The following is a 21,640-nucleotide window of genomic DNA, read 5'->3' on the forward strand; positions in this document are numbered from 1 at the left end:
GCCGAGACGACGGCAGGTCGTGAGGCTACAGCAGGTCGTCGAGCTCGTCGTTCTCGAACGCGGCCGCCGGGTCGGGCGTCTCCTCGCGCTCGTCCCGGACCGCCTGTCGAGCGCGCTCCAAGAACGCCTCGACGCGCTGTGACCGCTCGACGCCCGCGAGGAGGACCAAGGCGGCGATCCGGTCGGAGTCGAGCGGGAAGTCGCCGCCGCGGACCTGCATCGACCCCGTCTCCTCTTGGAGCCACTTGCGGGCCTTCTCCGCGCCCTTCCGCGAGATCCGGTCCGGGTCGCCGGCGACCGCGACGAGGGCGGCGTCGGCGTCGGTGGCGCTCGGCAGCGAGAGACCGGTCATCACCGCGCTGCGGACTGCGCTCGTCACGGTCGTGACGTTCTCCTGCGGGTCCTCGGCCGCGGGCGCCGACGCGAACCCGACCGCGGCCATCCCGCCCGCGCGGAGCGTGTTGATCACCTCGCTCGTGTCGACGACGGACTCGCCGACCCCCTCGACCGCCTCGCCGGCGGCCAGGAGGAGACCGATCCGCTTCGCCATCGAGGCGTTGATCGCCTCGTAGCCCCCCTCGACGGACTCGCCCGCGGAGCGCCACGCGTCGTTGTCGAGCAGGATCGTCGCGTCCGCCTCGCGGACCAGCGTCTTGAGCGACCGGCCGGCGTTCACCTGGTACATCGTCCCCTCGTCGCGGCCGGGAAGGATGCCGACCGCGTAGACGGGCACGTCGTACACGCGGTTCAGTTCGCGGACGAGGACCGGCGCGCCGCCGGAGCCGGTGCCGCCGCCCAGCCCGGCGACGACGAACACCGCCTCGGCCGCCGCGGTGACCTTCGGCGCGAGCGCGTCCAGCACCTCGACGACGTCCTCGTCCATCACTTCCGCGCCGAGTTCGTTGTCGCCCCCGACGCCGTGGCCGTTGACGCGCGACTGCCCGACGAGGACCGTTTCGAGCGGGAGGGGATCGAGGTCGGCGGCGGCCGTGTTGACCGCGAGGGCGTCGAGGACCGCACCGTAGCCGGCGTCGGCGTCGAACTGCGCGAGGGCGGTCGTGAGCTTGCCGCCCGCCTGTCCGACGCCGAGGAGGACTGCTTTCATGCGAGGACGTACCAGTCCCCTCGACAATACCCTTTCCCCGACGTTTAAGAGTGAAAGCGCGACCAACCGGTCGCGTGACTGATCACGTACGGGACTCCGACCCGTCGGAGACGGGAACGGAGTCGGCTTCGGCGGAAGCGAACGGATCGGACGGTCGGATCGAGTCCCGGCTCCGCGCCGTCGAACGCGCGGTCGCGGGGAACGACGCGCGACCGGCCGACCTCGCCGCCGACGCGGAGGCGACGGCCGAGCGCGAGCGGCTCGAATCGCGGATCGCGGACCTCGAAGAGCGCGTCGCGGAACTGGAAGCCGCGACGCAGGCGATCCGCGGCTACGCCGGGTCGGTCAGGGCCGTCAACCGCGAGGTCGAGCGCCGGGCCGACCTCGCGCTGGCGCGGGCGACCGAGGCCGAGCGAGAGAGCGACCGAGCCGTCGAAAGCGACGGCGTCAGTCGAAGCGTGAGCGACGGGGAAAGCGCCGTGCCCTCGGAGAGCGCCCTCGACGCCGCGCTCCCCGACGACCGACCGGCGTCCGGACCGGGGACCGGCAGCGACGGCGGCGGCAGAAACGACGGCGACGACGGGGCGTGGGCGACGGACGCGCTGGACCGCCTCCGGGAGTCGCTGTGACCGGGCCGTGATCCGGGTGGTCCTCACCGTCCTCGTGGCGGTCGCGCTGCTGACGGCGTCGATGCCGGCGATCGAGACGGCCCGAACCGCGACGACGGCGGAGCGGATCGGCGCCGAGACCGATCGGCTGGAACGCGCGATAGGCGGCGTCGTCGCCGGATCGACGCCCGTGAGCGATCCAGCGATGGCGGCGCAGACGACCGCGCTCGTCCGCGCTCCGACGGGGTTCGCCGCGGCGGACCTCGACCGCGTCGCGCTCGTCGAATCGGCGGATCGGCCGGGCGAGGTCGCGCTCGCGTATCGGATCGACGGCGGGCCGGAGCGTGAGTTCCGGATCGGGACGGGACCGACGCGGACGGCCGTCGACCTCGTCGACGCGCCGATCGAACTCCGACCGGACGGGGCGAGCCGGGTTCGCGTCCGATACGTCGACGACGGCGAGCCGACGGTCCGGATTAGCCGGGTCGGGTGAGCCGTCGGAGAGCACGGCGAAATCGGCGCCTGAGCGAGCGATCTTTTATATACCATGCCGCGGTCACGCCCGCCATGAACCTCGATCTCACCGCGCGAATCGCCGACGGCGTCGGCGAGACGCCGCTGCGGGCGCTCCCGTGGGTCGACGAGGCCCCCGGCGAGTGTCGGTGCGACCTGACGTTCCGCGAGCCCGTGGGGACGGGCGTCGAGGACCGAGCCGTTCTCGGCGTCGACGCGGACGACTGTCCCGGTCGCGGCGACCTCGCCGCGAGCGCGGACTGCCTCGCGACCGTCGTCGAGGCGCTGAGCGACCGCGATGTCGACGTGATCAGAACTCGACACCGCGGGCGGGAGCGGTCCTACGCCGACACCGCGGCCGACCTCCTGGTCGCGGCGGGGCGGTTCCGTGAGCGGATCGAGTTCCACGAGGAGCGGCTCGCCGACCGAGTGACCCGCGATCCGCTCGGTGCGGCGAGGGAGGCGAGCGGACGCGCCGGGGCCGCAAAGCGGATCGCGACCGAAACGGGCCTGCTGTCTGCGAGCGAGGAGATCACAGGGAGAACGGTCGAATCCGACAAGGACCCCGACGTGGAGGAGACCCTGCGGGCGCACGTCGGTCCGACGGCCGCGACCGCTCGCGTCGCGGCCGCACCGCCGCCGAGCGCGGCGCTGGTCGACCGCTGGACGGTGCCGACCGGGGCGACAGTCCGGCTGTACGAGGGCGACGACTCGCTCCGGACGTACCACCTCACGCCGCCGACCGCCGACATGGACGCCGATAGCGTGGCGACGCTGGCCGCCGCCCGGGAACGGCTGCTCGACGATCCGGCCGGCGGCGACAGGGCACCGGGGCGGGCGGTGCGAGCGGCGGCGGACCCCGGCGATCCGGTCGCGGACCTCACGGAGGTCCTACGGCGACACACCCACGGCTACGGCGCATTCGAGCACGTCTTCGCGGACGACAGGGTGAGCGACGCGACGGTGACGGCGCCGGTCGGAGAGAACCCGCTGCGCGTGGTCCTCGACGGTGAGCGGTGCCGGACGAACGTGCGGCTCCCGCCGGAGGGAGCCGCCACGCTCGCGTCGCGGCTCCGCCGGTCGAGCGGGCGCGCCTTCTCGCGGGCGACCCCGACGCTCGACGCGACGATCGAGTCCGAGACCGGTCGCGTCAGAGTCGCCGCGGCCACGGCGCCGGCCAGCGACGGTCTCTCGTTCACCTTTCGGCGCGGCGACCCGGAGGCGTGGACGCTCGCTCGGCTGGTGTCCGTCGACACGCTCACGCCCGCGGCGGCCGGGCTGTTGTCGGTCGCCGTCGAGCGCGGCGTGACCGGGCTGATCGCCGGCGGCCGAGCGGCCGGGAAGACGACTGCCCTCGGATCGCTGCTGTGGGAACTACCCGCCCAGACGCGAGCGATCGCCATCGAGGACACGCCGGAACTCCCCGTGGATGCGCTCGCCGACGCCGGACGGGACGTCCAGCGGCTCCGCGTCGGAGACGGGGCGGAACTCGCGCCGGCTGACGCGGTCCGAACGGCGCTCCGCATGGGCGGCGGCGCGATCAGCGTCGGGGAGGTGCGCGGCGAGGAGGCAGAGGCGCTGTACGAGGCGATGCGCGTCGGTGCCGCCGGAGAGACGGTTCTCGGGACGATCCACGGCGAGGACCCCGCGGCGGTCGAAGAGCGCGTCGTCACAGATCTCGGGGTCGCCCGCTCGTCGTTCGCCGCGACCGACCTGATCGCGGTCCTCGATTCCCACCGCGTCGAATCGATCGTGGAGGTCGGCGACCACGACGGCGGCGTGAGCTTCGATCCGCTGTTCGAGCGGACAGAACGGGGACTCGTCGGAACGGGGCGGATCGACCGCGGCGAGAGCCGGCTGATCGACGGGCTCGCGGAGCCGGACGAGTCGTACGCGGCGGTTCGGGAGGCCGTCCACCGTCGGAGCGACCGAATCCGCGAGGCGGTTCGAGCGGGACGGATCGCGCCGAGGCGGTACGCCGGAGGCAACGAGTCCGGCGATGGGAGCGGCGGACCCGCCAGGGGGGAACGATGACGGAGGATCCGTCGGGGACCGCGGGCGAGTCGACCGCGTCCGAGGAGCTACGCCGTGCGGTCGCGTTCCTCGGATGGGATGCCTCCGCGGAGTACGTCGTCGGCTTCGGGTACCGTGTCGGCGTCGCGGTCGGCGCGGTCGTCACGGTCGTCGCGGGGGTCGTCGCCGGCGCGGTCGCCGCCGCTCCGGCGGGGTTGGCCGCCGCCGTCGGCGGGGTACACGCGGTCCACCGGGCGCCGGTGTGGCTCGCCTCGCTCCGGCGGACGCGGGCCCTCGGCGCGGCGCCGGGACTCGTCGGGAGACTCGTGTTGCGGATGCGACTCGACCCCTCGACGGAACGCGCGGTGGAGTTCGCCGCCCGGACGGGCGACGGACCGCTGGCCGCGGCGCTCTCCCGCCGCGAGCGCGGGAGCGCGGACGGCCCGACGAGCGGACTTCAGGCGTTCGCCCGCGAGTGGCGTCCCTGGTTCCCGGCGATCGATCGCGCTGCTGCGCTCGTCCGAACGGCGGCGACCGCGCCGCCGGAACGCCGCGGGCGGTGTCTGGACCGCGCGCTTGACGCGACGCTCTCGGGGACGACAGACCGGCTCGCGTCGTTCGTCGGCGCGGTACGCGGACCGGTCTCCGCGCTGTACGCGTTCGGCGTGCTGCTGCCGCTGGCGCTCATCGCGCTGCTGCCCGCGGGCGCCGCCGCCGGCGTCGCGATCGGTCCCGGAGTCGTCGCCGGCCTGTACCTCGTCGCGCTCCCCGGCGGGCTGGTGGCCGCCTCGGCGTGGCTGCTCTCGCGTCGGCCGGTCGCGTTTCCGCCGCCGGAGATCGGCGGGGACCACCCCGACGTACCGGATCGGCGCGGGAGAGCACTCCTCGTCGGCTGCGTCCTCGGTGCTGCGGCGGCCGTCGTCGCCGCGCGGGTCGTCGCGGCGTGGGCGTGGCCGGTCGCCGGGGTCGGCGTCGGCGTCGGGAGCGTGCTGTTCGTCCTCTCGCGGTCCCGCCGGGCGGTGCTGTCGGACGTCCGCGAGGTCGAGCGGGGGCTTCCGGACGCGATGACGGTGATCGGCGGGGACGTGGCGGAGGGCGTCGCCGTCGAAACCGCGGTCGCGAACGCCGGCGAGCGACTCGACGGCGCGACCGGCGACGTGTTCGAGCGCGCCGGACGCCGCAGCGACACGCTGCGGGTCGGCGTTCGCGAGGCGTTTCTCGGGCGGGGCGGACCGGCGGCAACGATTCCGTCTCCCAGACTCCGCGGTGCGATCGCGCTGCTCGCCGTCGCCGCGCGAGAGGGCCGTCCCGCCGGCGACGTCCTGTTGGAACTCGCGGACCAGCTGGAGGCGCTCCGTGATCTCGAACGCGACGCTCGTCGCCAGCTGGCGACCGTGACTGGGACGCTATCGAACACGGCAGCAGTGTTCGCGCCGCTCGTCGGCGGGGCGACAGTCGCGCTCGCGACGGGGATCGACGCCACTGACGTCGGAAGCCTCGGCGCCGGGGCGGCCGCGGGTGCGGACGCGCTCGGCGGGGGCGGCCTTGGCGCGGAAGGCGGGATGACAGCCGGCGGAGGCAGTGCGACCGGCGGGGAAAGCGGTGCGGCCGGCGGCGCGGGAGCGCTGTCGGTGCCGGTGCTCGGACGGATCGTGGGAACGTACGTGCTGCTGCTCGCCGCGCTCCTCACCGGATTAGCGACCGGCTTGGAACGCGGATTCGACCGGACGCTGGTGGCCTACCGTATCGGCATCGCGCTGCCGACCGCCACCGCGACGTTCCTCGTCGCGTTCGCCGGCGCCGGACTCCTGTTTTGAGGGTTCGACGCCGGGAACGGGACGCGAGCGGGCGCCACCGCTCCCGGCGATCATTTATATGCGAAGCCGCGGCCAGCCGCCCCATGTTCGAGACGAACCTCGACGCCACGTACGCGTGGCTCGGCCTGGCCGTCGTGAGCGTCGCGACCGCCGGCGTGGCCGCGTCGTTTCCGGCCTCGCCGCCGCCCGACGCCGACGGCGTCGCGTACACCGTCGACTCGGTGGCCGACGGAGAGTACCCCGCGACAGCCGAACACGGAATCTCCGCGGATCGGATCCGGCTCACGGACGGTTCCGTCTCGCTCGGCGACGAGCGGGGGACGGCGCGGGCAGCGCTCGACGCCCCGCGGATCACGCCGGTGATTCGTTCGGGAGCGACAGCGAACGTGACGACTGACGCGCGGCTTCGACGCGTGCTCGACGGCGTTCCCCCCGACGCCGCGTTCGACGATCCGGCGTCGTTCGCGGCGGCGGCCGAACGCGCGAGAGCGACCGACCCGGAGTGGATCTCGGCCCCGGACCGGATCACGGTTCGGCGGGTCCACTACGGGGAAGTCCGGGTCACGCTCGTCGGGTGATCGCGCGTGTCACGCGACCGTTCGATGTCGAACGCACCTGGGGCTGCCGAGGATCCGACCGCATCGTTCACCGCTGCCGACCGCGCGGCCGTCGAACCGATCGCCGCGCTCGTCGCGGTGATGGTCGTCGGTCTCGCGCTGGGGCTGTACGCCGGCGCGCTCGACGACGCCGCGCCCGACCGATCCCGGCAGACCGCGGAAACGACGCTCGACCGCGCCGAGCGAGCGACCGCCGTCGGGGGCATCGTCGACCCCGGTCGGCTGCGAAAGGTGGAGGTCCCGGGGACCGCGACCGCGGTCGAACTGGAGGCGGACGGCGAGCGATGGCTGGTCGCGTCGGGTCCGGACGCACCGGGACCGCCGGGGATCCGGTCGCCGGAGGCGGTCGCGGTCTCAGAGCGACGGGTGACGGTCCGGGTGGCGCCCGGAAGGAACGTGCGCGGAACGCTCCGGGCGGTGGTGTGGCGATGACAAGCACCGTTCTCGACGTGACCGTGCTGCTGCTCTGCGTCTCCGCCAGCGTCGTCGCGCTCGGTGCGAGCGACGCCGGGGGTCCCGACGGCCCGACCGCGAGCGACGCGGCGGACCGACTCGTCACCGAGACCGCGACTGTGACGTACGCCGACGCCGACGCGCCGAACGGAACGCGACGGGTTCACGCGACCCGTGCGGAGCTACTCGCGCTGCTCGTCGATCGGGACGTGGAGGGCGCGTTCGACCGCCGGGCCACCGAGTCCGTCCGAAGCGGTCTCGGACCGTGGACGCGGGTCGACGTAACCGTAGAGACCGACGGCGAGTCCGGCGCAGGTGACGCGGACGATTCGACGGGAGATGGGAGTGCGTGGAACTCCTCGGATGCTCCGACGGCGTGGGGCAGGCGGGCGTCGTATCCGCACCCGATCGTCGGCGAGGCGATCCCGACGTGGGGCGTCGACGGACGAGAGCGAGGAGACGACACGAACGCCCACCGAAACTCGGTCGCCGTCGGACCCGAACCGCCGCGGAACGCAAACGTCGGCGTCGCGGTCGTCCGACAGCCGGTCCCGGAGCGAGTCGACCGCAAGGATAGCGGGCACGGAGCGTCGGAAACCGTCGTCCGGATCGTCGTCCGGAGGTGGTGAGCGTGGGGAGCAAACGCCGCGATCGGTCGCGGGCGGGGCGGCACCCGCGGACGTTCGTCGTCGACGAGCGGGCCCGAGTCCCCTTCGCGCTCGTCGGCATACTGTTGCTCGTGACGAGTTCGGCGTACGCCGCGGGCCTCGCCGATCAGGGACTCGTCGGTGAGGACCGTCGCGTCGAACGCGCCGTCGAACGAGTCGAAGCCGACGCCACGGCCGCGCTCAGGAGCGCGGCGCGGGAGACCGCCCACGACGCGGCGGCGGAGCCGGTGACGCGCGCGCCGAAGGGATCTGGACCGGGGGCGCGCGCGGTCCGCGAGGAGTCCGCGTTCGAGGACGCCTTCCGGGTCCGGCTCGCGATCGCCGGATCCGAGGCGCTGAGCGCGGTCGAGAGCGACGTCGGCGGCGTCGAGGCGAACGCCACGCTCCCGGCCGTCAAGTCGGCGGACGAACTCGCTGCCGCGCGCGAGCGAGTCCGGGTCGAACCGGCCGCCAACGGGACCGCGACGCGGGTGACCTTCGAAGGCGTCGCGACGACCGCGACGCGGAACGGCCGGACCGTCGTGAACCGGACGCGACAGCGGACCGTCACCGTCGCCGTACCGACGCTGGCCGCCCACGAGCGCACCGAGCGGTTCGAGGCGCGCCTCGACCGCGGGCCCGTCGAGGGACCGGGACTCGGTCGACAGATCACCGCGAGTCTCTACGCGATGGCGTGGGCCCGCGGTTACGGGCAGTACGCCGGCGCGCCCGTCGAGAACGTCGTCGCGAACCGCCACGTGGAGCTGTCGACGAACGCCGGAATCGTGCGCGTCCAACGAGACGTGTTCGGGACCAGCGACCCCGACGCGCGCGGCGGCGTCGCCCGCGCGACCGCCCGGACGGGCGTGACCGATCTGCTGTCGCCGACGGGCGTCCACGAGGCCTCCTGGACGGACGCCGTCCTCGGAGCGCCGACACCGACGAGGGGAAGCGACGGAGGAGATACGGCGTCCGGGGGAGACCGGACCGCGAGCGAAGACGCGGCGTTCGACCCCTCGACGGATCCGACGGACGAGACCGCGTCGGTCGAGGTCGGGCAGGCGGCCGACCGCGCCGCGACCGCCGTCCACGACGACCTCGCCGAGATCGTGCGACGGAGCCATCGCGTCGAGGCGACCGCAGAGACCGAGACGACGAGGATCCGCGATGGGGGGCGCGTAAGCCCGGATCGTCCCCGGTCGCTGCTCGCGGAACCCTGGCGGCGGATCGACTCGTCGCGGACGGAGCGGATCCGCGTCGTGGACGGGAGCGATCCCAGGTTGGGGACCGACAGCGAGACGGTGTCGGCCGGCGAATCGGTGTCGTTCGGCGGCGCGACCCGGGAGGTCGTCGTCGAGCGCGCGGCGACGGCGACGTGGGAGCGACGAATCGTCGAACGGGGACCGAACGGAACGGTACAGGACGTGAGTGTCGACCGGACCGTGACGCGCGACGAGGCGACGGACCGGTACCGCGTCCGCGTCTCGGTGACCGGAACGTACGCGCCGCGGGATGACGCGCCAGACAGACAGACGGCGACGTTCGGCGCCGCGGACGGCCACGACGTCGACGGGCCGGATCTCGCCGACACACCGGCGGCCGCCGGAGCGGACCTGAACGTCGAGACGGACAGCGACATCGACCGGCTGGCGCGCGACGCCGTCGAAGACGGGGACGAAACGCGGTCGACCGTCGTGTACGGCGACCGCTCGGGCGCGGACCTCGATCGGATCGCGGCCGACGTGTCGTCGCTGTCGGAGCGCGTCCGCGACCTGAACACCGAGGCGTCGATGGCCGACGCCGCGGTCGGCGAGTCGACCCCGTACCGGGACCTCGCGGCGACCGTGCGCGACCGTCGCGACGCGCTCCGGGACGCTCCTTCGAGGTACGACGGCGCGGTCGACCGCGGACGTGTCGCCGCTCGCGTCGCGTACCTCGACGCCGTGATCGAGGAACTGGAATCAGCGGCGGATGACAAGGAGGCGGCGACGGACGGCGTACTGGACCGAGTGAACGACGCGTTCGGCGGACCGCCGGTGGGCGAGGTGATCGCCAGCCGCGAGGCCGCCCGCGATCCGGGGACCTACGCCGTCGGCGACGGGGGACCGGGCGGCGAGGTCACGTTCGCGCCGGATGGGTCTCCCGGCTACCTCCCGCGGACGGCTGTCGACGGCGAGCGCGTCGAGGGCGTCGACGGCACGACGACGCGGCCGCTCGCGACCCGGAACGTGAACTACGTCACGCTCCCGTACAGCGACGTCTCCGGCGGTATCGCCGATCGGATCCTCGGCACCGACGACACGGTCCGTCTCGGCGTCGCCGGACGGTCGCTCCTCGCCGCCGACGAGGCGCTCGCGGCGGCCGACGACGACGATCTGCGCGACGATCGGCGCGCGCTCGCCGGTCGGATCGACGCCTCGCTGCGGCGCGTCGACGACGCGCTGGCGGAGCGACTCGCGGACCGAACCGACCTCTCTCGCGAACAGCGACGGGTGGTGCTGGACAACGCCGCGGCCGAATACGACTCGCTCGGCGACAGAGCGGTCGCGGTCGGCGAGGGCGAGTATCCGGACCGCGTCGCGAGCGAGGCGGCCCGAGTCGGATCGCTGTCGGGAGCCGAACGGATCGGTCTCGCGGCGCATCTCCGGGTGGAGACGCGGACGGCGGCGGGACGCGACGCGGTCCGGATCCCCGCCCGCTTCGTCGACGCGACCACGTCCGCGTCGCGGACGATCCGCCGAGACGAGGTCGAGTCGGCGATCGAAGGCCGCGCGAAGGAGGCGGTCGCGTCGGTGCCGGACGACCGGGTTCCGAAGCCCGTTCGGAGCGTCGGAGCGGGACTCCCGGTCGCACCCGTTCCCGGGTACTGGGTGGCGACGGTCAACGCGTGGAACGTCCAGGTGCGCGGCGAGTACCCCCGGTTCGCACTTCGGGCGAACGTCGGGACGCCCGATCGCCCGTTCGAGTACGTCAGGACGGAGGGCGAGGTCAGCGTCGACGTGAACGGCGAGACGGTCGCGCTCGGCGCCACGGAACCGGTCGCGTTCGAGACGCGGACGGTCGTCGTCGTGGCCGTCCCCGCCGGGCCGCCGGGCGTCGGCGACGTCGACGGGACGCGCGACGAGACGTCCGGCGGGTGGCCGTGTCCGGGACCGCTGACCGCGTCGCCGGCGGCGGGAGACGAGTGTACCGGGACGTGAGGAGCGGGACAAGCGGAAGTGCCGAACGGCCGGAACGCGTCCGACCGCAGGCGTTTTGAGACGCGGCGACCGAGTGGGAGTATGTTCCACGAGGTCGTCGACGGCGGCGAGCCCGGACCCGCCGTCGACGCCGACGAGCCGGCGGCGGCGGACCTGCTCGCCGCCTTCGAGGCATTGGTGTCAGAGGCGGCGTCGGGCTTCGAGACCGACCGACTCGTCGGCGAGATCGGACTTGCCGAGGCGGACGTGACCGCCGTCCGCAACGGCGAGATCGAGGGAATCGCGGTCGCGGACGCCGCGGCCGTCCTCGCGGCGGCGAATCCGGACCGCGACGCCGACGCGATGGTCGCGGAGGTCCGCGACCACCTGCTGATGGGGATGGCGACCGCCGTCCTCGACGTCGACGCGATCGCCGCGAAGATCGACGCCGACCTCACCGGGCAGGAGGTCCAGCAGGCGTTGGAGGGCCGGACCGCGATGACGCTCGGACAGCTCGCCGAGATCCTCGCAGTCATCGAGCGCCGGAAGCCATGAGGGTCGTCGTCGTCGGCTGCGGCTACGTCGGACTGGCGCTGGCGGAACAGCTCGACGCCCGCGGCCACGCGGTGACCGGCGTCCGGCGGTCCGACGCCGGACTCGACGCGGTCGACGCACTCGGTCCCGACGTCGAGGCCGTCAGTGCGGACGCGACCGACCCGGAGTCACTCTCGGCGCTGCCGGACGCGGACGCGGTCGTCTTCGCGGCCAGTTCGGGCGGGCGCGGCGCCGACGCGGCGCGGGAGGTGTACGTCGACGGACTGGCGAACGTCGTCGACGAGTACGGCTCGCGCGCCTCCCCGCCGGACCGGTTGGTGTACACCTCCTCGACGGGCGTGTACGGCGACCACGACGGCGACTGGGTCGACGAGGAGACGCCGGTCGAACCCACCACGGAGAAGACCCGCGTCCTCGCCGAGGCCGAACGGATCGCGACGGCGCGAGCGGCCGACGCCGGGATCGACGGGACGGTCGTTCGATTCGCCGGGCTGTACGGCCCGGACCGGTATCGGCTGGAGCGGTACGTGGAGGGACCGGTGACGGCCGGGTATCTGAACATGGTCCACCGCGACGACGCGGCGGGGGCGATCCGACACCTGCTGGAGGCGGATCGCGCGCGAGACCGGGTCGTCCTCGTCGTGGACGACGAGCCGGTCGACAAACACGCGTTCGCCGACTGGCTCGCCGACGCCTGCGGCGTCCCCCGTCCGGAGAAGCTGTCGAAAGACGAGCGAATCGCGGCGGGCGACCTGTCCCCGGCCGCGGAGCGCCGGATCCGGACGAGCAAGCGGTGTTCGAACGCGCTGCTCCGCGACCTCGGCTACGAGTTCGCCCATCCGACGTTTCGATCGGGATACCGCGACGCCGTGCGCGCGTATCGGGCGCGGACCGAGTAGCGCGCCTCGGCTGAACGGCACCCGCATCGGCACGGAGTCGCCCGATCACGTTCGGTTCCGTCGGTTTCAGTCGGTCGGAACGGCAACGAAGCTTCATGTGTCGGGAGCGATTTGCCACAACGCATGCGAGCGATGAGCGCGGCCGATGACGGATTCTCGCAGGCGGAAGCCGTGCTTCGGGAGAACCCGGAGATCGCCGTCGGCGTGGCGCTCGTCGCCCTGATCACCGTCGCGGTCGTCCTCGTCGTGCTCCGCGCCCGACGCACGCCGGGCGTCAGGTTCCGACGGCTTCTGGCCGACGAAGAGGAGGTCACGGTGCTGATGCATCCGAATCCGGATCCGGACGCGATGTCGGCGGCCGTCGGGGTGGCCTCCCTCGCGGACCAGGTCGACGTCGACGCGACCGTCCAGTACCCCGGGCAGATCCGCCACCAAGAGAACCGCGCGTTCCGGACCGTCCTCGACCTCGAACTGGAGCCGATAGAACACGTGAGCGACCTGGCGGCCGAGTCGGTCGTCCTGGTCGATCACAACGAGCCACGGGGGTTCGCCGGCGCCGACGGCGTGTTGCCGATGGCCGTCGTCGACCATCACCCCGGCGACGGCGCAGGGGAGTCGTTCACCGACGTGCGGACCGACTACGGCGCGACCGCGTCGGTCGTCGCCGAGTACTTCCAAGACAACGACGCGGTCCCCGTTCCGCCCGATAAACACGCGAGCGAGACGGCGAGCGACCTAACGCTGTCGACCGACACCGCGACGGGACTGCTGTACGGGATCCTGGCCGACACGAAACATCTCACCGTCGGCGCCAGCGAACCCGACTTCGCGGCGGCCGCGTATCTCTACCCCGGCGTCGATCAGGACCGACTCGATCGGATCGCGAACCCCGCTGTCGACGCGGAGGTACTGGAGGTGAAAGCCCGAGCGATCGCTGGACGGCGCGTCGAGGGGTCGTTCGGGGTCGCCGACGTCGGCGGGGTGAACAACGTCGACGCGATCCCGCAGGCCGCGGACGAACTGATCCAGCTGGAGGGGGTCAGCGCGGTCGTGGTGATCGGCGAACGGGAGGGAACGGTTCACCTCTCTGGACGGTCGCGAGACGACCGAGTTCACATGGGGAACGCGATAGCAGCGGTGCTGGACGACATCGACAACGGGAACGGCGGCGGACACTCCCGGATGGGCGGCGGAACGATCGAACCGGAGATCGATCCCACGGGAGAGGAGGAATCATCGACCGTCGACCGCGACGCGCTCGCGGACGGACTGTTCCGGGCGATGGCCGGCGACGTGTGAACGCAGAGTTAAGTTCCGGGCCGCGGAGAGTCCGGTATGAGCATCGCTGATGGGGTCGACGACGGCTGGCTGGCGCTCGTCGGAGTGGGTGCCGGCTACGGGATCGCGGTCGGTCTGGTGTTCCTGCTGTTCTTCGTCGCGCCGTATCTGGCGGTCGCGGCGCTGTAGCGGAAGCGTTCCGATCGCGGGCGGATAGACAAAAGGCGACTCGGGGGCGGAGAACGGCCGGGACCGAATCAGGCGAACGCCAGCGAGTCGTCGGCGCTCGTCTCCTCGTCCTGCCGGAGCTTCTCGTGGGCTTCGAGGAAGTCGTCGAGCGTGACCTCCGTGCGGTCGTCGCGGATGGCGAACATCCCGGCCTCCGTACAGATCGCCTTGATGTCGGCCCCGGAGGCCTCGGGGGTCAGCTCGGCCAGTTCCGCGAAGTCGACCCCGTCGGCGAGGTTCATGTTTCGGGTGTGGATCTGGAAGATGATCTCGCGGCCGTCGGTCTCCGGTTTGGGAACCTCGATGAGCCGGTCGAAGCGGCCGGGACGGAGGATGGCAGGGTCGAGCATGTCGAAGCGGTTCGTCGCGGCGATGATACGGACATCGCCGCGCTCGTCGAACCCGTCCATCTCGGAGAGCAGCTGCATCATCGTCCGTTGGACCTCGGCGTCGCCCGACGTCTTCGAGTCGGTCCGCTTCGAGGCGATCGCGTCGATCTCGTCGATAAAGAGGACAGCGGGCTGGTTCTCGCGGGCGACCTCGAAGAGATCGCGGACGAGCTTCGCGCCCTCGCCGATGAACTTGTGGACCAGCTCGGAGCCGGCCATCTTGATGAACGTCGCGTCCGTCTCGTTGGCGACGGCCTTCGCGAGCATCGTCTTGCCGGTGCCGGGCGGGCCGTACAGCAGGACGCCGCTCGGGGGCGTGATGCCCACGTCCTCGAACATGTCGGGGTGTTCGAGGGGCATCTCGACGGTCTCGCGGACCTCCTGCATCTGGTCTTCGAGCCCGCCGATGTCGGCGTAGGTGACGTCCGGCGAATGCTCGACTTGCATCACGCGGGCGCGCACGTCTGTCTCCTTCTCCAACTTCTTGACCACCGACAGCGAGTTGTTGACCGCGACGCGGTCGTCGGGGTCGAGCTTCTCGCGCAGCTCGTCGGTGATCTCGGTGAGCGCCTCCTGGTTGTTGCCGTGCTGTTTGATCACGGCGCCGTCGGGCGTTATCTCCTGGACCGTCGCCACGAACAGCGGGGACTGCTTCAGCTTCTTGTTCTCGTGGGTGAGCCGTTCGAGCTTCTGTTGGTACTTGTTGTTCTCCGCGTTGGCGTCGAGGAGTTTGTCGCGCATCTCCTCGTTTTGGGACTCGAGAACGTCGAGCCGCTCCTGTAAGGAGTCGATCTTCTCCTGTTTCGACGCCGAGCCTTCGTCGTAAGGCATGTCGACGTCGTCGACCGTGTCGCTCATTGTGTTTATTAAAGCGTCTCGCGGATAAGAGGCTTCGGGTGGGGGAACGACACCGCCCGTTTCACCGGCGTCGACGGCGGACGGCGTCGGAGCGCATCGCCGACAATCCGAGGAAGCCCGAGGGGTAGATAATTCCCTATAGTAATTAAAATGGATAGTAAATATTATCACTCGGCATGCCAAGGATCGAGACACGCATGAGCACGACCGATGCCGTCACCGCCGACGACGGGACCGCAGACCGCTGGGCGGCCGTTCGAGATCTCCCCCCGAGCGCGAAGCTGGTCGCGAAGGTACTGGACTACAACGACACGCTCACCCAGAGCGAGCTGGCGGAGGAGACGCTGCTCCCGCCGCGGACCGTTCGGTACGCGCTGTCGCGGCTCGAAGAGGAGGGTGTCGTCGACTCTCGGTTCTCCTTCACAGACGCGCGTAAGCGACTGTACTCGCTGGGGATCTGAGCGAACGACACGGGAATCGCCGGCCGCCGCGTCGAAGGGGGCGTCCGCGACGGTTTATACCCGATACCGCGCCAGTCCGCCCGTGGTCTCGACTACCGCTGTCAAGCGCGCGCTGTCCGCGCTCGCGACGCGCACCGACACCGCGAGACGCCCGTACGTCGCCGTGATCGACGAGGCCGACGCCGCGCGTTCCGATCTGCGCCGCGCCGCCGGGTTCGTCGACGCCGTCGGTCTCGACCGTCTCGCAGAGGCGGTCGACGCCGCGAATCACGCGGGCGACGAGGCCGCCGCCGAGCGCGGACGCGACGCGCTCGCGGCGTACCGAGGGTTTCGACGGGCGGCGGCGGACGGATCGGCAGACCACCGTGACCGTACCGACCGCGACGCCGAGACGGAGCAGAGGTGTGACCACTTCCGCACCGGCCCCGGAATCCCTAAGCCGGACACCGGCCAAGGCACGGACAGATGACACGGGTGATCCACACCGGCGACACCCACATCGGGTACTCGCAGTACCACTCGCCGGTCAGACGCCAGGACTTCCTCGACGCGTTCGAGACCGTGGTCGACGACGCGGTCGACGACGCGGTCGACGCCGTCGTCCACGCCGGCGACCTCTTCCACGACCGCCGCCCCGAACTCCGCGACCTGATGGGGACTATCTCCGTCCTCCGTCGGCTCGACGACGCCGGAATTCCCTTTCTCGCGGTCGTCGGCAACCACGAGTCGACGCGGGGCGGCCAGTGGCTGGACCTCTTCGAGCGGCTCGGACTCGCGACCCGGCTGGGCGACGAGCCGGTCGTGGTGGGCGACACCGCCTTCTACGGACTCGACCACGTCCCCGTCTCGCGACGCGACGACCTCGACTACGCGTTCGCCGACCACGACGCCGAGTACGCCGCCCTCGTCGCGCACGGTCTCTTCGAGCCGTTCGGCTACGCCGACTGGGACACCGAGACCGTGCTGACCGAGAGCGACGTCGCGTTCGACGCGATGCTGCTCGGCGACAACCACACCCCCGATACCGCGCAGGTCGCCGACACGTGGGTGACGTATCCGGGATCGACAGAGCGCGCGAGCGCGAGCGAACGCGAGGGGCGCGGCTACAACCTGGTCGTCTTCGACGCCGACGCGGCGGGCGGCGACGACCGCGTGGAGATCCGGCGCCGGGCGCTCGACACGCGCCCGTTCGTCTTCGTCACCGTCGAACTGCGCGAGGGGGAAGGCGAGTCCCGAGTTCGCGAGCGCGTGCGCGAGTACGACCTCACGGAGGCGGTCGTCCACGTCGAGATCACCGGCGAGGGGGATCCGGTGACGCCGGCCGCCGTCGAGGAGTTCGCGACCGACGAGGGCGCGCTCATCGCGCGCGTCACGGACCGGCGCGAGGTGGAGACCGACGGCGAGGTCGACGTGAGCTTCGCCGACCCGGAGGACGCCGTCCGCGACCGACTGGACGAGATGTCGCTCTCGACCGCCGCGCGCGACGTCGAGAGCGCGGTCCGCGCGGACACCGTCCCCGACGCCAACGTCCGCGAGACGGTGAAACGCAGAGTCGAGGAGCGGCTCGACGAGGAGGGAGATCTCGATGCGTTCGAGCCGGTCGATTCCGCCGACAGCGACTCCGACGACGACAGCGACTCCGACGACGACAGCGACTCCGACGACGACAGCGACTCCGACGACGACAGCGACTCCGACGACGACAGCGACTCCGATGAGCAGCCGGACGGTGACGAATCGGATGCTGACGGAGCGGACGGTGACGAATCGGACGCCGATAGAGCGGGACCCGGTGAAGTGGACGCCGAGTCCGATCCCGCGGAAACCGCGGACCCCGACCCGGCGGCGACCGACGGACAGGTCTCCATGGAGGACTACCTGTGAAGTTCGACCGCGTCCGCCTCGCGAACTTCAAGCCGTACGGCGACACCGACCTACGGCTGACCGAGGGAGTGACGGTCATCCACGGTCTCAACGGTAGCGGGAAGTCGTCGCTGCTCGAGGCCTGTTTCTTCGCCTTATACGGGTCGAAAGCGCTCGACGGCACCCTCGAAGACGTCATCACGAACGGCGAGGAGGAGACGGAGGTCGAACTCTGGTTCACCCACGACGGCGTCTCCTACCGCGTCGAGCGACGGCTCAAGTCCTACGACGACCGGATCGACCACCAGTGTACGCTCGAAGCAACCGACGGGAACGACGTGACCCGCGACGGCGCGCGAGCGGTTCGCGAGTTCGTCACGGAACTGCTGCGGATGGACGCCGAGGCGTTCGTCAACTGCGCGTACGTGCGGCAGGGCGAGGTGAACAAGCTGATCAACGCCACGCCCCGCGAGCGACAGGACACGATCGACGACCTGCTCCAGCTGGGGAAGTTAGAGGAATACCGCGAGCGCGCGGGCGACGCCCGGCTCGGCGTCGAGGACGTGCTGGAGAACCGGCGCGGCCGGCTCGACCAGCTCGACGAGCAGATCGCCGCGAAGGAGGACCGCGACCTCCACGGGCGGCTCAACGAGCTGGAGAGCGAACTCGCCGAGGTCGCCGACGAGATCGATCGGTACGAGACCCAGCGAGAGCAGGCGAAGGAGACCCGAGAGGCGGCCGCCGAGACCTTGTCGACCCACGCGGAGAAGCGAGAGAAGCTGGAGGCAGTCGAGACCGAGATCGACGAGATCGAAGCGGCGATCCGGACCGCCGAGCGCGAGCGCGACGACCACCGCGACGCGATCCGCGAGACGCGCGAGCGGATCGGAGAGATCGAAAGCGAGATCGACGACCGGCTCGGCGACGCCGGCCTCGACGCGGCGAGCGAGGCGGCGATCGCCGACCGCCGCGCGGCGCTCGACGATCGGGAGGAAACGGTCCGCGAGGAACTCGACGACGAGCGGGTGAACGCCGAGGCGCTTCGCAACCAGGCGACGAACCTCGCCGGAAAGGCGGACGACCGGACCGACCGCGCCGCGGAGATCGAGTCCGAGGCCGACGAGCTCGCCGACGAGGCCGAGGCGACGGCCGAGGAGGCGGACGAGGCCGAGGCGTCGGTCGCGGACCTCCGCGAGGAGGCCGAGGAGCTTCGCGAGCGGTTCGCGGCCGCGGAGGCCGACGTCGACTGCGACGGCGTCGCCGACGAGTTGGACGTGCTGCGGGACGAGCGCGCCGAGGTGCGCGAGCGGATCGCCGAGCTGTCGGCGGAGCTGAAGAACGCTCGAGAACGCGTCGCGGAGGCCGAGGAGCTGCTCGCGGCGGGGAAGTGTCCCGAGTGCGGCCAGCCGGTCGAGGACTCGCCGCACGCGAGCGGGATCGAGGCGGACCGCGAGCGCGTCGAAGAGCTCGAAGCGGAGCTGGCGGACGCCCGCGAGCGCGAGGACGACCTCGACGATCGGATCGCGGAGCTGGACGGGCTCGCGAGCGCCGCGGACCGGCTCGACGAGATCGACGAGCGGGTCGAGACCCTCGAGGAGCGGGTCGAGGAGAAGCGCGACGAGGCGGACCGGAAGCGGGAGGCGGCCGAGGAGAAGCGCGAGCGCGCGGCGGAGCTCCGTGGGGAGGCCGAGGAGACCCGCGAGGTCGCGGCGCGGAAGCGCGAGGAGGCCGAGGAAGCCGCGGCGCGCGTCGAGAAACTCGAGGCGTCGCTGTCGGCGATCGACGACGCCCGCGAGGCGGTGACGGCGGTCGAAGAGCGCCTGTCCGCCGTCGCGGACGCGGAAGACGAGATCGAACGTCGTCGAGAGAAGCGCGAGAGCCTGACGGAGGTGAACGACGAGCGGCGCGACCGACTCGCGGACAAGCGCGAGCGACGCGACGAGCTCGCGGACGCCGTCGACGAAGACGCGGTCGAGAACGCGAGAGAGCGGAAGGAGGACGCTGAGCAGTACCTCGAACAGGTCGCCGAGGAACTCGACCGCCTCGACGAGCGGCGGGAGGAGCTCCGGAACGCGATCGGCGCGGTGAAAGGCGAGCTCAGCGAGATGGAGGCGCTCCGCGAGGAGCGCGAGGCGCTCGGCGAGCGCGTGGCGGCGCTCGAGACGCTCCACGAGGAGACGAGCGAGCTGGAGTCGATGTACGGCGACCTGCGCGCGGAGCTCCGCCAGCGCAACGTGGCCGAGTTGGAGCGCACGCTGAACGAGACGTTCGATCTCGTCTACGGCAACGACGCCTACTCGCACATCGAGCTGGACGGCGAGTACGTCCTCACGGTCTACCAGAAGGACGGGGAGCCGCTCGACCCGGAGCAGCTCTCCGGCGGCGAGCGCGCGCTGTTCAACCTTTCGCTGCGCTGTGCGATCTACCGGCTGCTCTCGGAGGGGATCGAGGGCGCGGCGCCGACCCCGCCGCTCATCCTCGACGAGCCGACCGTCTTCCTCGATGCCGGCCACGTCTCGCGGCTCGTCCGGCTCGTCGAGGAGATGCGCGGGTTCGGCGTGGCGCAGATCGTCATCGTGAGCCACGACGACGAGCTGGTGGGCGCGGCCGACGAGCTGGTCACCGTCGAGAAGGACCCGCGCTCGAACCGCTCGACCGTCCGCCGGGAGGACGCGGCGGAACTCGACGTCGCCGAGCTCGCCGACAGCTGAGCGGGCGCTCCCGTCGCCGGCACGGGCTGGAACGGAGACGAGGCCCGAACCTTCAACGTCGGCGCGCCCGCGAGCGCCCGGAGGGCGCGAGCGGACCGCGAGGGAGGCGGCGGGTCGGCGCGGCACCGCCCGCGCCGACCCGCCCGCCGAGGCTGGGGAGGCGCGAGGCACATGCTCGGTCGAACGAAGAGAGGGAGGGAGAGAGAAGACGCGAGCGTCAGCGAACGGTCACGGGCCGGTGTCGCAGAGGACTACTCGCCGCCCTCGCCGTCCGACCCACTCCGCAGCAGTCCCATCGCCTCGACCGCGACCGCGGTCGCCTCGTAGCCGCGTCGCCCCGCGACGTCGACCTCGTCGACCAGCCCGGCCGCGCGGAACTCCGTGATCGCGCCGTGGAGGTCGGACTCGCACATGTCCGCGGCGTCGAGGAGGTCGATCGCGGCGATCGGTCCCTCGTCGACGACCACCGCGAGCAGGCCGAGCGACCGGTCGTCGCGGACCGCCCCGAGCGTCCGACGGACGGGTTCCGGAACGCCCGAAGCCGCGGTCGCCAGCACCGACTCGCCGTCCACGACCCGAAGGTCGTCGTTGTCGACGTACCGCTCCGCGCCGGTGGCCGGGTCCCGCACCCGGCTCGACTCGGCGGAGCGTTTCACGAGGAGGTACGTCTCGCCGTCGCCGTCGCGAACCGTTTGCATAGGTGAAAGAGCGCGGGCGTCGGACATTACGCTTCCGGGGGCGTCGAGTCGGGATCGGCGTCCGGCTCGTCCGTCTGTCCCTCCGAATCCTCCGCCTCGTCCCGCGAACGCTTCCACGCGCGGTACGTCTGGTAGGTCCGAATGCCCGCCAAGAGTCCGCCGCCGAACAGGGCCAGTCCGACCCGTAATCGACCCTCGAAGAACCACACCATCGGCCCGAGCGCGACGAGGAGGACGGCGGCGTTGGCGTAGATGACGGCGACGACGAACGCGCGGAGAGTCGCCTGATCCACGTCGCTCGCGCCCTCGAAATCGGCGTCACCGCCGTCGTCGAACGTCTTCACCGAGGGCGCCTCGGGGGGATCCGGAGTCATCTCTCGCTCGGCCTCGGAACTCTCTCCGAAGGAGACCTCGCCCTCGTCGTCCTCGTCGAGGCTGAACACGCTCGGGAGTACGCCGCGCCGGGGCAAAGGGGTTCCGTCTGGAGGGGGTGCGACCGCGATTAGACCGCGTCGGCGAGCCGCACCGTTCGGCTCGCTTCGACCCACGCGAGGGGGTTCGTCGCGTCGAAAAGCACCACGTTCCCGTCGTCTTCGTACGCCTCCACCTCGGCGTCGACCGCGTCGGAATCGGCCGGGCGAGCCACCTGGGGTTCGGAACGTGGGTCCGAAGACATAGACCGTGGTAAGTCATCACACATTAAATGCCTTTCCGTGGCGGGAGACCTCGCCGGACCCGAAAGCCGAGT

At 71.7% G+C, this 21,640-nt stretch carries 21 protein-coding genes; 16 read left to right on the forward strand and 5 right to left on the reverse strand.

Annotated elements, in window-relative coordinates; translation table 11 throughout:
- Positions 1 to 25: 25 nt before the first annotated feature.
- Entirely contained in the window at positions 26 to 1,105 is a 1,080-nt protein-coding gene (locus J2744_RS06705) for an FtsZ/tubulin family protein (RefSeq protein ID WP_209545918.1), read from the reverse strand.
- A 74-nt stretch (positions 1,106 to 1,179) separates the two neighbouring features.
- On the opposite strand from J2744_RS06705, the gene J2744_RS06710 reads away from it, so the two are divergent.
- The 12 genes from J2744_RS06710 (at position 1,180) to J2744_RS15415 (ending at position 13,873) form a co-directional block, all read left to right on the forward strand.
- Positions 1,180 to 1,734: a DUF7310 family coiled-coil domain-containing protein gene (locus J2744_RS06710; protein ID WP_209545920.1), complete on the forward strand. Its 555-nt coding sequence runs from the start codon at positions 1,180 to 1,182 to the stop codon at positions 1,732 to 1,734.
- A 7-nt stretch (positions 1,735 to 1,741) separates the two neighbouring features.
- Positions 1,742 to 2,206 carry a DUF7311 family protein gene (locus J2744_RS06715; protein WP_209545923.1) on the forward strand — a complete coding sequence of 155 codons (465 nt, stop codon included), beginning with the start codon at positions 1,742 to 1,744 and terminating at the stop codon, positions 2,204 to 2,206.
- A gap of 74 nt (positions 2,207 to 2,280) precedes the next feature.
- Complete coding sequence (locus J2744_RS06720) at positions 2,281 to 4,260, forward strand: ATPase, T2SS/T4P/T4SS family (RefSeq protein ID WP_209545925.1); 1,980 nt, start codon at positions 2,281 to 2,283, stop codon at positions 4,258 to 4,260.
- Positions 4,257 to 6,056: a type II secretion system protein gene (locus J2744_RS06725; RefSeq protein ID WP_209545926.1), complete on the forward strand. Its 1,800-nt coding sequence runs from the start codon at positions 4,257 to 4,259 to the stop codon at positions 6,054 to 6,056. The genes J2744_RS06720 and J2744_RS06725 overlap by 4 nt, the downstream gene beginning before the upstream one ends.
- A gap of 83 nt (positions 6,057 to 6,139) precedes the next feature.
- Positions 6,140 to 6,634 carry a DUF7283 family protein gene (locus tag J2744_RS06730; RefSeq protein ID WP_209545928.1) on the forward strand — a complete coding sequence of 165 codons (495 nt, stop codon included), beginning with the start codon at positions 6,140 to 6,142 and terminating at the stop codon, positions 6,632 to 6,634.
- 24 nt (positions 6,635 to 6,658) lie between these two features.
- Positions 6,659 to 7,105, forward strand: coding sequence for a DUF7285 family protein (locus J2744_RS06735; RefSeq protein ID WP_209546080.1), 447 nt, complete (start codon positions 6,659 to 6,661; stop codon positions 7,103 to 7,105).
- A complete protein-coding gene (locus J2744_RS06740; RefSeq protein ID WP_209545929.1) occupies positions 7,096 to 7,755 on the forward strand; it encodes a DUF7284 family protein in 660 nt (219 codons plus the stop codon). Before J2744_RS06735 ends, J2744_RS06740 begins: the two co-directional genes overlap by 10 nt.
- Positions 7,749 to 10,973 carry a DUF7286 family protein gene (locus tag J2744_RS06745; protein ID WP_209545930.1) on the forward strand — a complete coding sequence of 1,075 codons (3,225 nt, stop codon included), beginning with the start codon at positions 7,749 to 7,751 and terminating at the stop codon, positions 10,971 to 10,973. The genes J2744_RS06740 and J2744_RS06745 overlap by 7 nt, the downstream gene beginning before the upstream one ends.
- A gap of 81 nt (positions 10,974 to 11,054) precedes the next feature.
- On the forward strand, positions 11,055 to 11,507 hold the full coding sequence (locus J2744_RS06750) for a DUF5791 family protein (RefSeq protein ID WP_209545938.1): 453 nt from the start codon (positions 11,055 to 11,057) through the stop codon (positions 11,505 to 11,507).
- On the forward strand, positions 11,504 to 12,406 hold the full coding sequence (locus J2744_RS06755; protein WP_209545939.1) for an NAD-dependent epimerase/dehydratase family protein: 903 nt from the start codon (positions 11,504 to 11,506) through the stop codon (positions 12,404 to 12,406). The genes J2744_RS06750 and J2744_RS06755 overlap by 4 nt, the downstream gene beginning before the upstream one ends.
- A gap of 123 nt (positions 12,407 to 12,529) precedes the next feature.
- Complete coding sequence (locus J2744_RS06760) at positions 12,530 to 13,705, forward strand: DHH family phosphoesterase (RefSeq protein ID WP_209545940.1); 1,176 nt, start codon at positions 12,530 to 12,532, stop codon at positions 13,703 to 13,705.
- A gap of 36 nt (positions 13,706 to 13,741) precedes the next feature.
- Positions 13,742 to 13,873 carry a hypothetical protein gene (locus J2744_RS15415; protein ID WP_280921408.1) on the forward strand — a complete coding sequence of 44 codons (132 nt, stop codon included), beginning with the start codon at positions 13,742 to 13,744 and terminating at the stop codon, positions 13,871 to 13,873.
- Positions 13,874 to 13,941: 68 nt separating this feature from the next.
- On the opposite strand, the gene pan1 is transcribed toward J2744_RS15415, so the two are convergent.
- Complete coding sequence (gene pan1 / locus J2744_RS06765) at positions 13,942 to 15,159, reverse strand: proteasome-activating nucleotidase Pan1 (protein ID WP_209545941.1); 1,218 nt, start codon at positions 15,157 to 15,159, stop codon at positions 13,942 to 13,944.
- A 197-nt stretch (positions 15,160 to 15,356) separates the two neighbouring features.
- Here pan1 and J2744_RS06770 point away from each other — a divergent pair, with 197 nt between their 5' ends.
- The 4 genes from J2744_RS06770 (at position 15,357) to rad50 (ending at position 20,194) form a co-directional block, all read left to right on the forward strand.
- Positions 15,357 to 15,620 carry a helix-turn-helix domain-containing protein gene (locus J2744_RS06770; RefSeq protein ID WP_004598708.1) on the forward strand — a complete coding sequence of 88 codons (264 nt, stop codon included), beginning with the start codon at positions 15,357 to 15,359 and terminating at the stop codon, positions 15,618 to 15,620.
- Positions 15,621 to 15,702: 82 nt separating this feature from the next.
- Positions 15,703 to 16,089 (forward strand): hypothetical protein, encoded by a 387-nt coding sequence (locus J2744_RS06775; RefSeq protein WP_209545942.1) that lies wholly within the window; start codon positions 15,703 to 15,705, stop codon positions 16,087 to 16,089.
- A complete protein-coding gene (mre11, locus tag J2744_RS06780) occupies positions 16,086 to 17,504 on the forward strand; it encodes a DNA double-strand break repair protein Mre11 (protein WP_209545943.1) in 1,419 nt (472 codons plus the stop codon). The genes J2744_RS06775 and mre11 overlap by 4 nt, the downstream gene beginning before the upstream one ends.
- A complete protein-coding gene (rad50, locus tag J2744_RS06785) occupies positions 17,501 to 20,194 on the forward strand; it encodes a DNA double-strand break repair ATPase Rad50 (RefSeq protein ID WP_209545944.1) in 2,694 nt (897 codons plus the stop codon). The genes mre11 and rad50 overlap by 4 nt, the downstream gene beginning before the upstream one ends.
- Positions 20,195 to 20,445: 251 nt before the next feature.
- Here the strand turns inward: rad50 and J2744_RS06790 are convergent, their stop codons facing one another.
- The 3 genes from J2744_RS06790 to J2744_RS06800 are packed head-to-tail and all read right to left on the reverse strand — an operon-like array spanning position 20,446 to position 21,568.
- Entirely contained in the window at positions 20,446 to 20,892 is a 447-nt protein-coding gene (locus tag J2744_RS06790; protein WP_209545946.1) for a DUF7346 family protein, read from the reverse strand.
- Positions 20,893 to 20,918: 26 nt separating this feature from the next.
- Entirely contained in the window at positions 20,919 to 21,335 is a 417-nt protein-coding gene (locus tag J2744_RS06795) for a DUF7322 domain-containing protein (RefSeq protein ID WP_209545947.1), read from the reverse strand.
- Between the two features lie 59 nt (positions 21,336 to 21,394).
- A complete protein-coding gene (locus J2744_RS06800; protein ID WP_209545949.1) occupies positions 21,395 to 21,568 on the reverse strand; it encodes a DUF7331 family protein in 174 nt (57 codons plus the stop codon).
- Between the last annotated feature and the right edge of the window lie 72 nt (positions 21,569 to 21,640).

It is taken from the genome of Halorubrum trapanicum (assembly GCF_017873555.1).
Lineage (GTDB): Archaea > Halobacteriota > Halobacteria > Halobacteriales > Haloferacaceae > Halorubrum > Halorubrum trapanicum.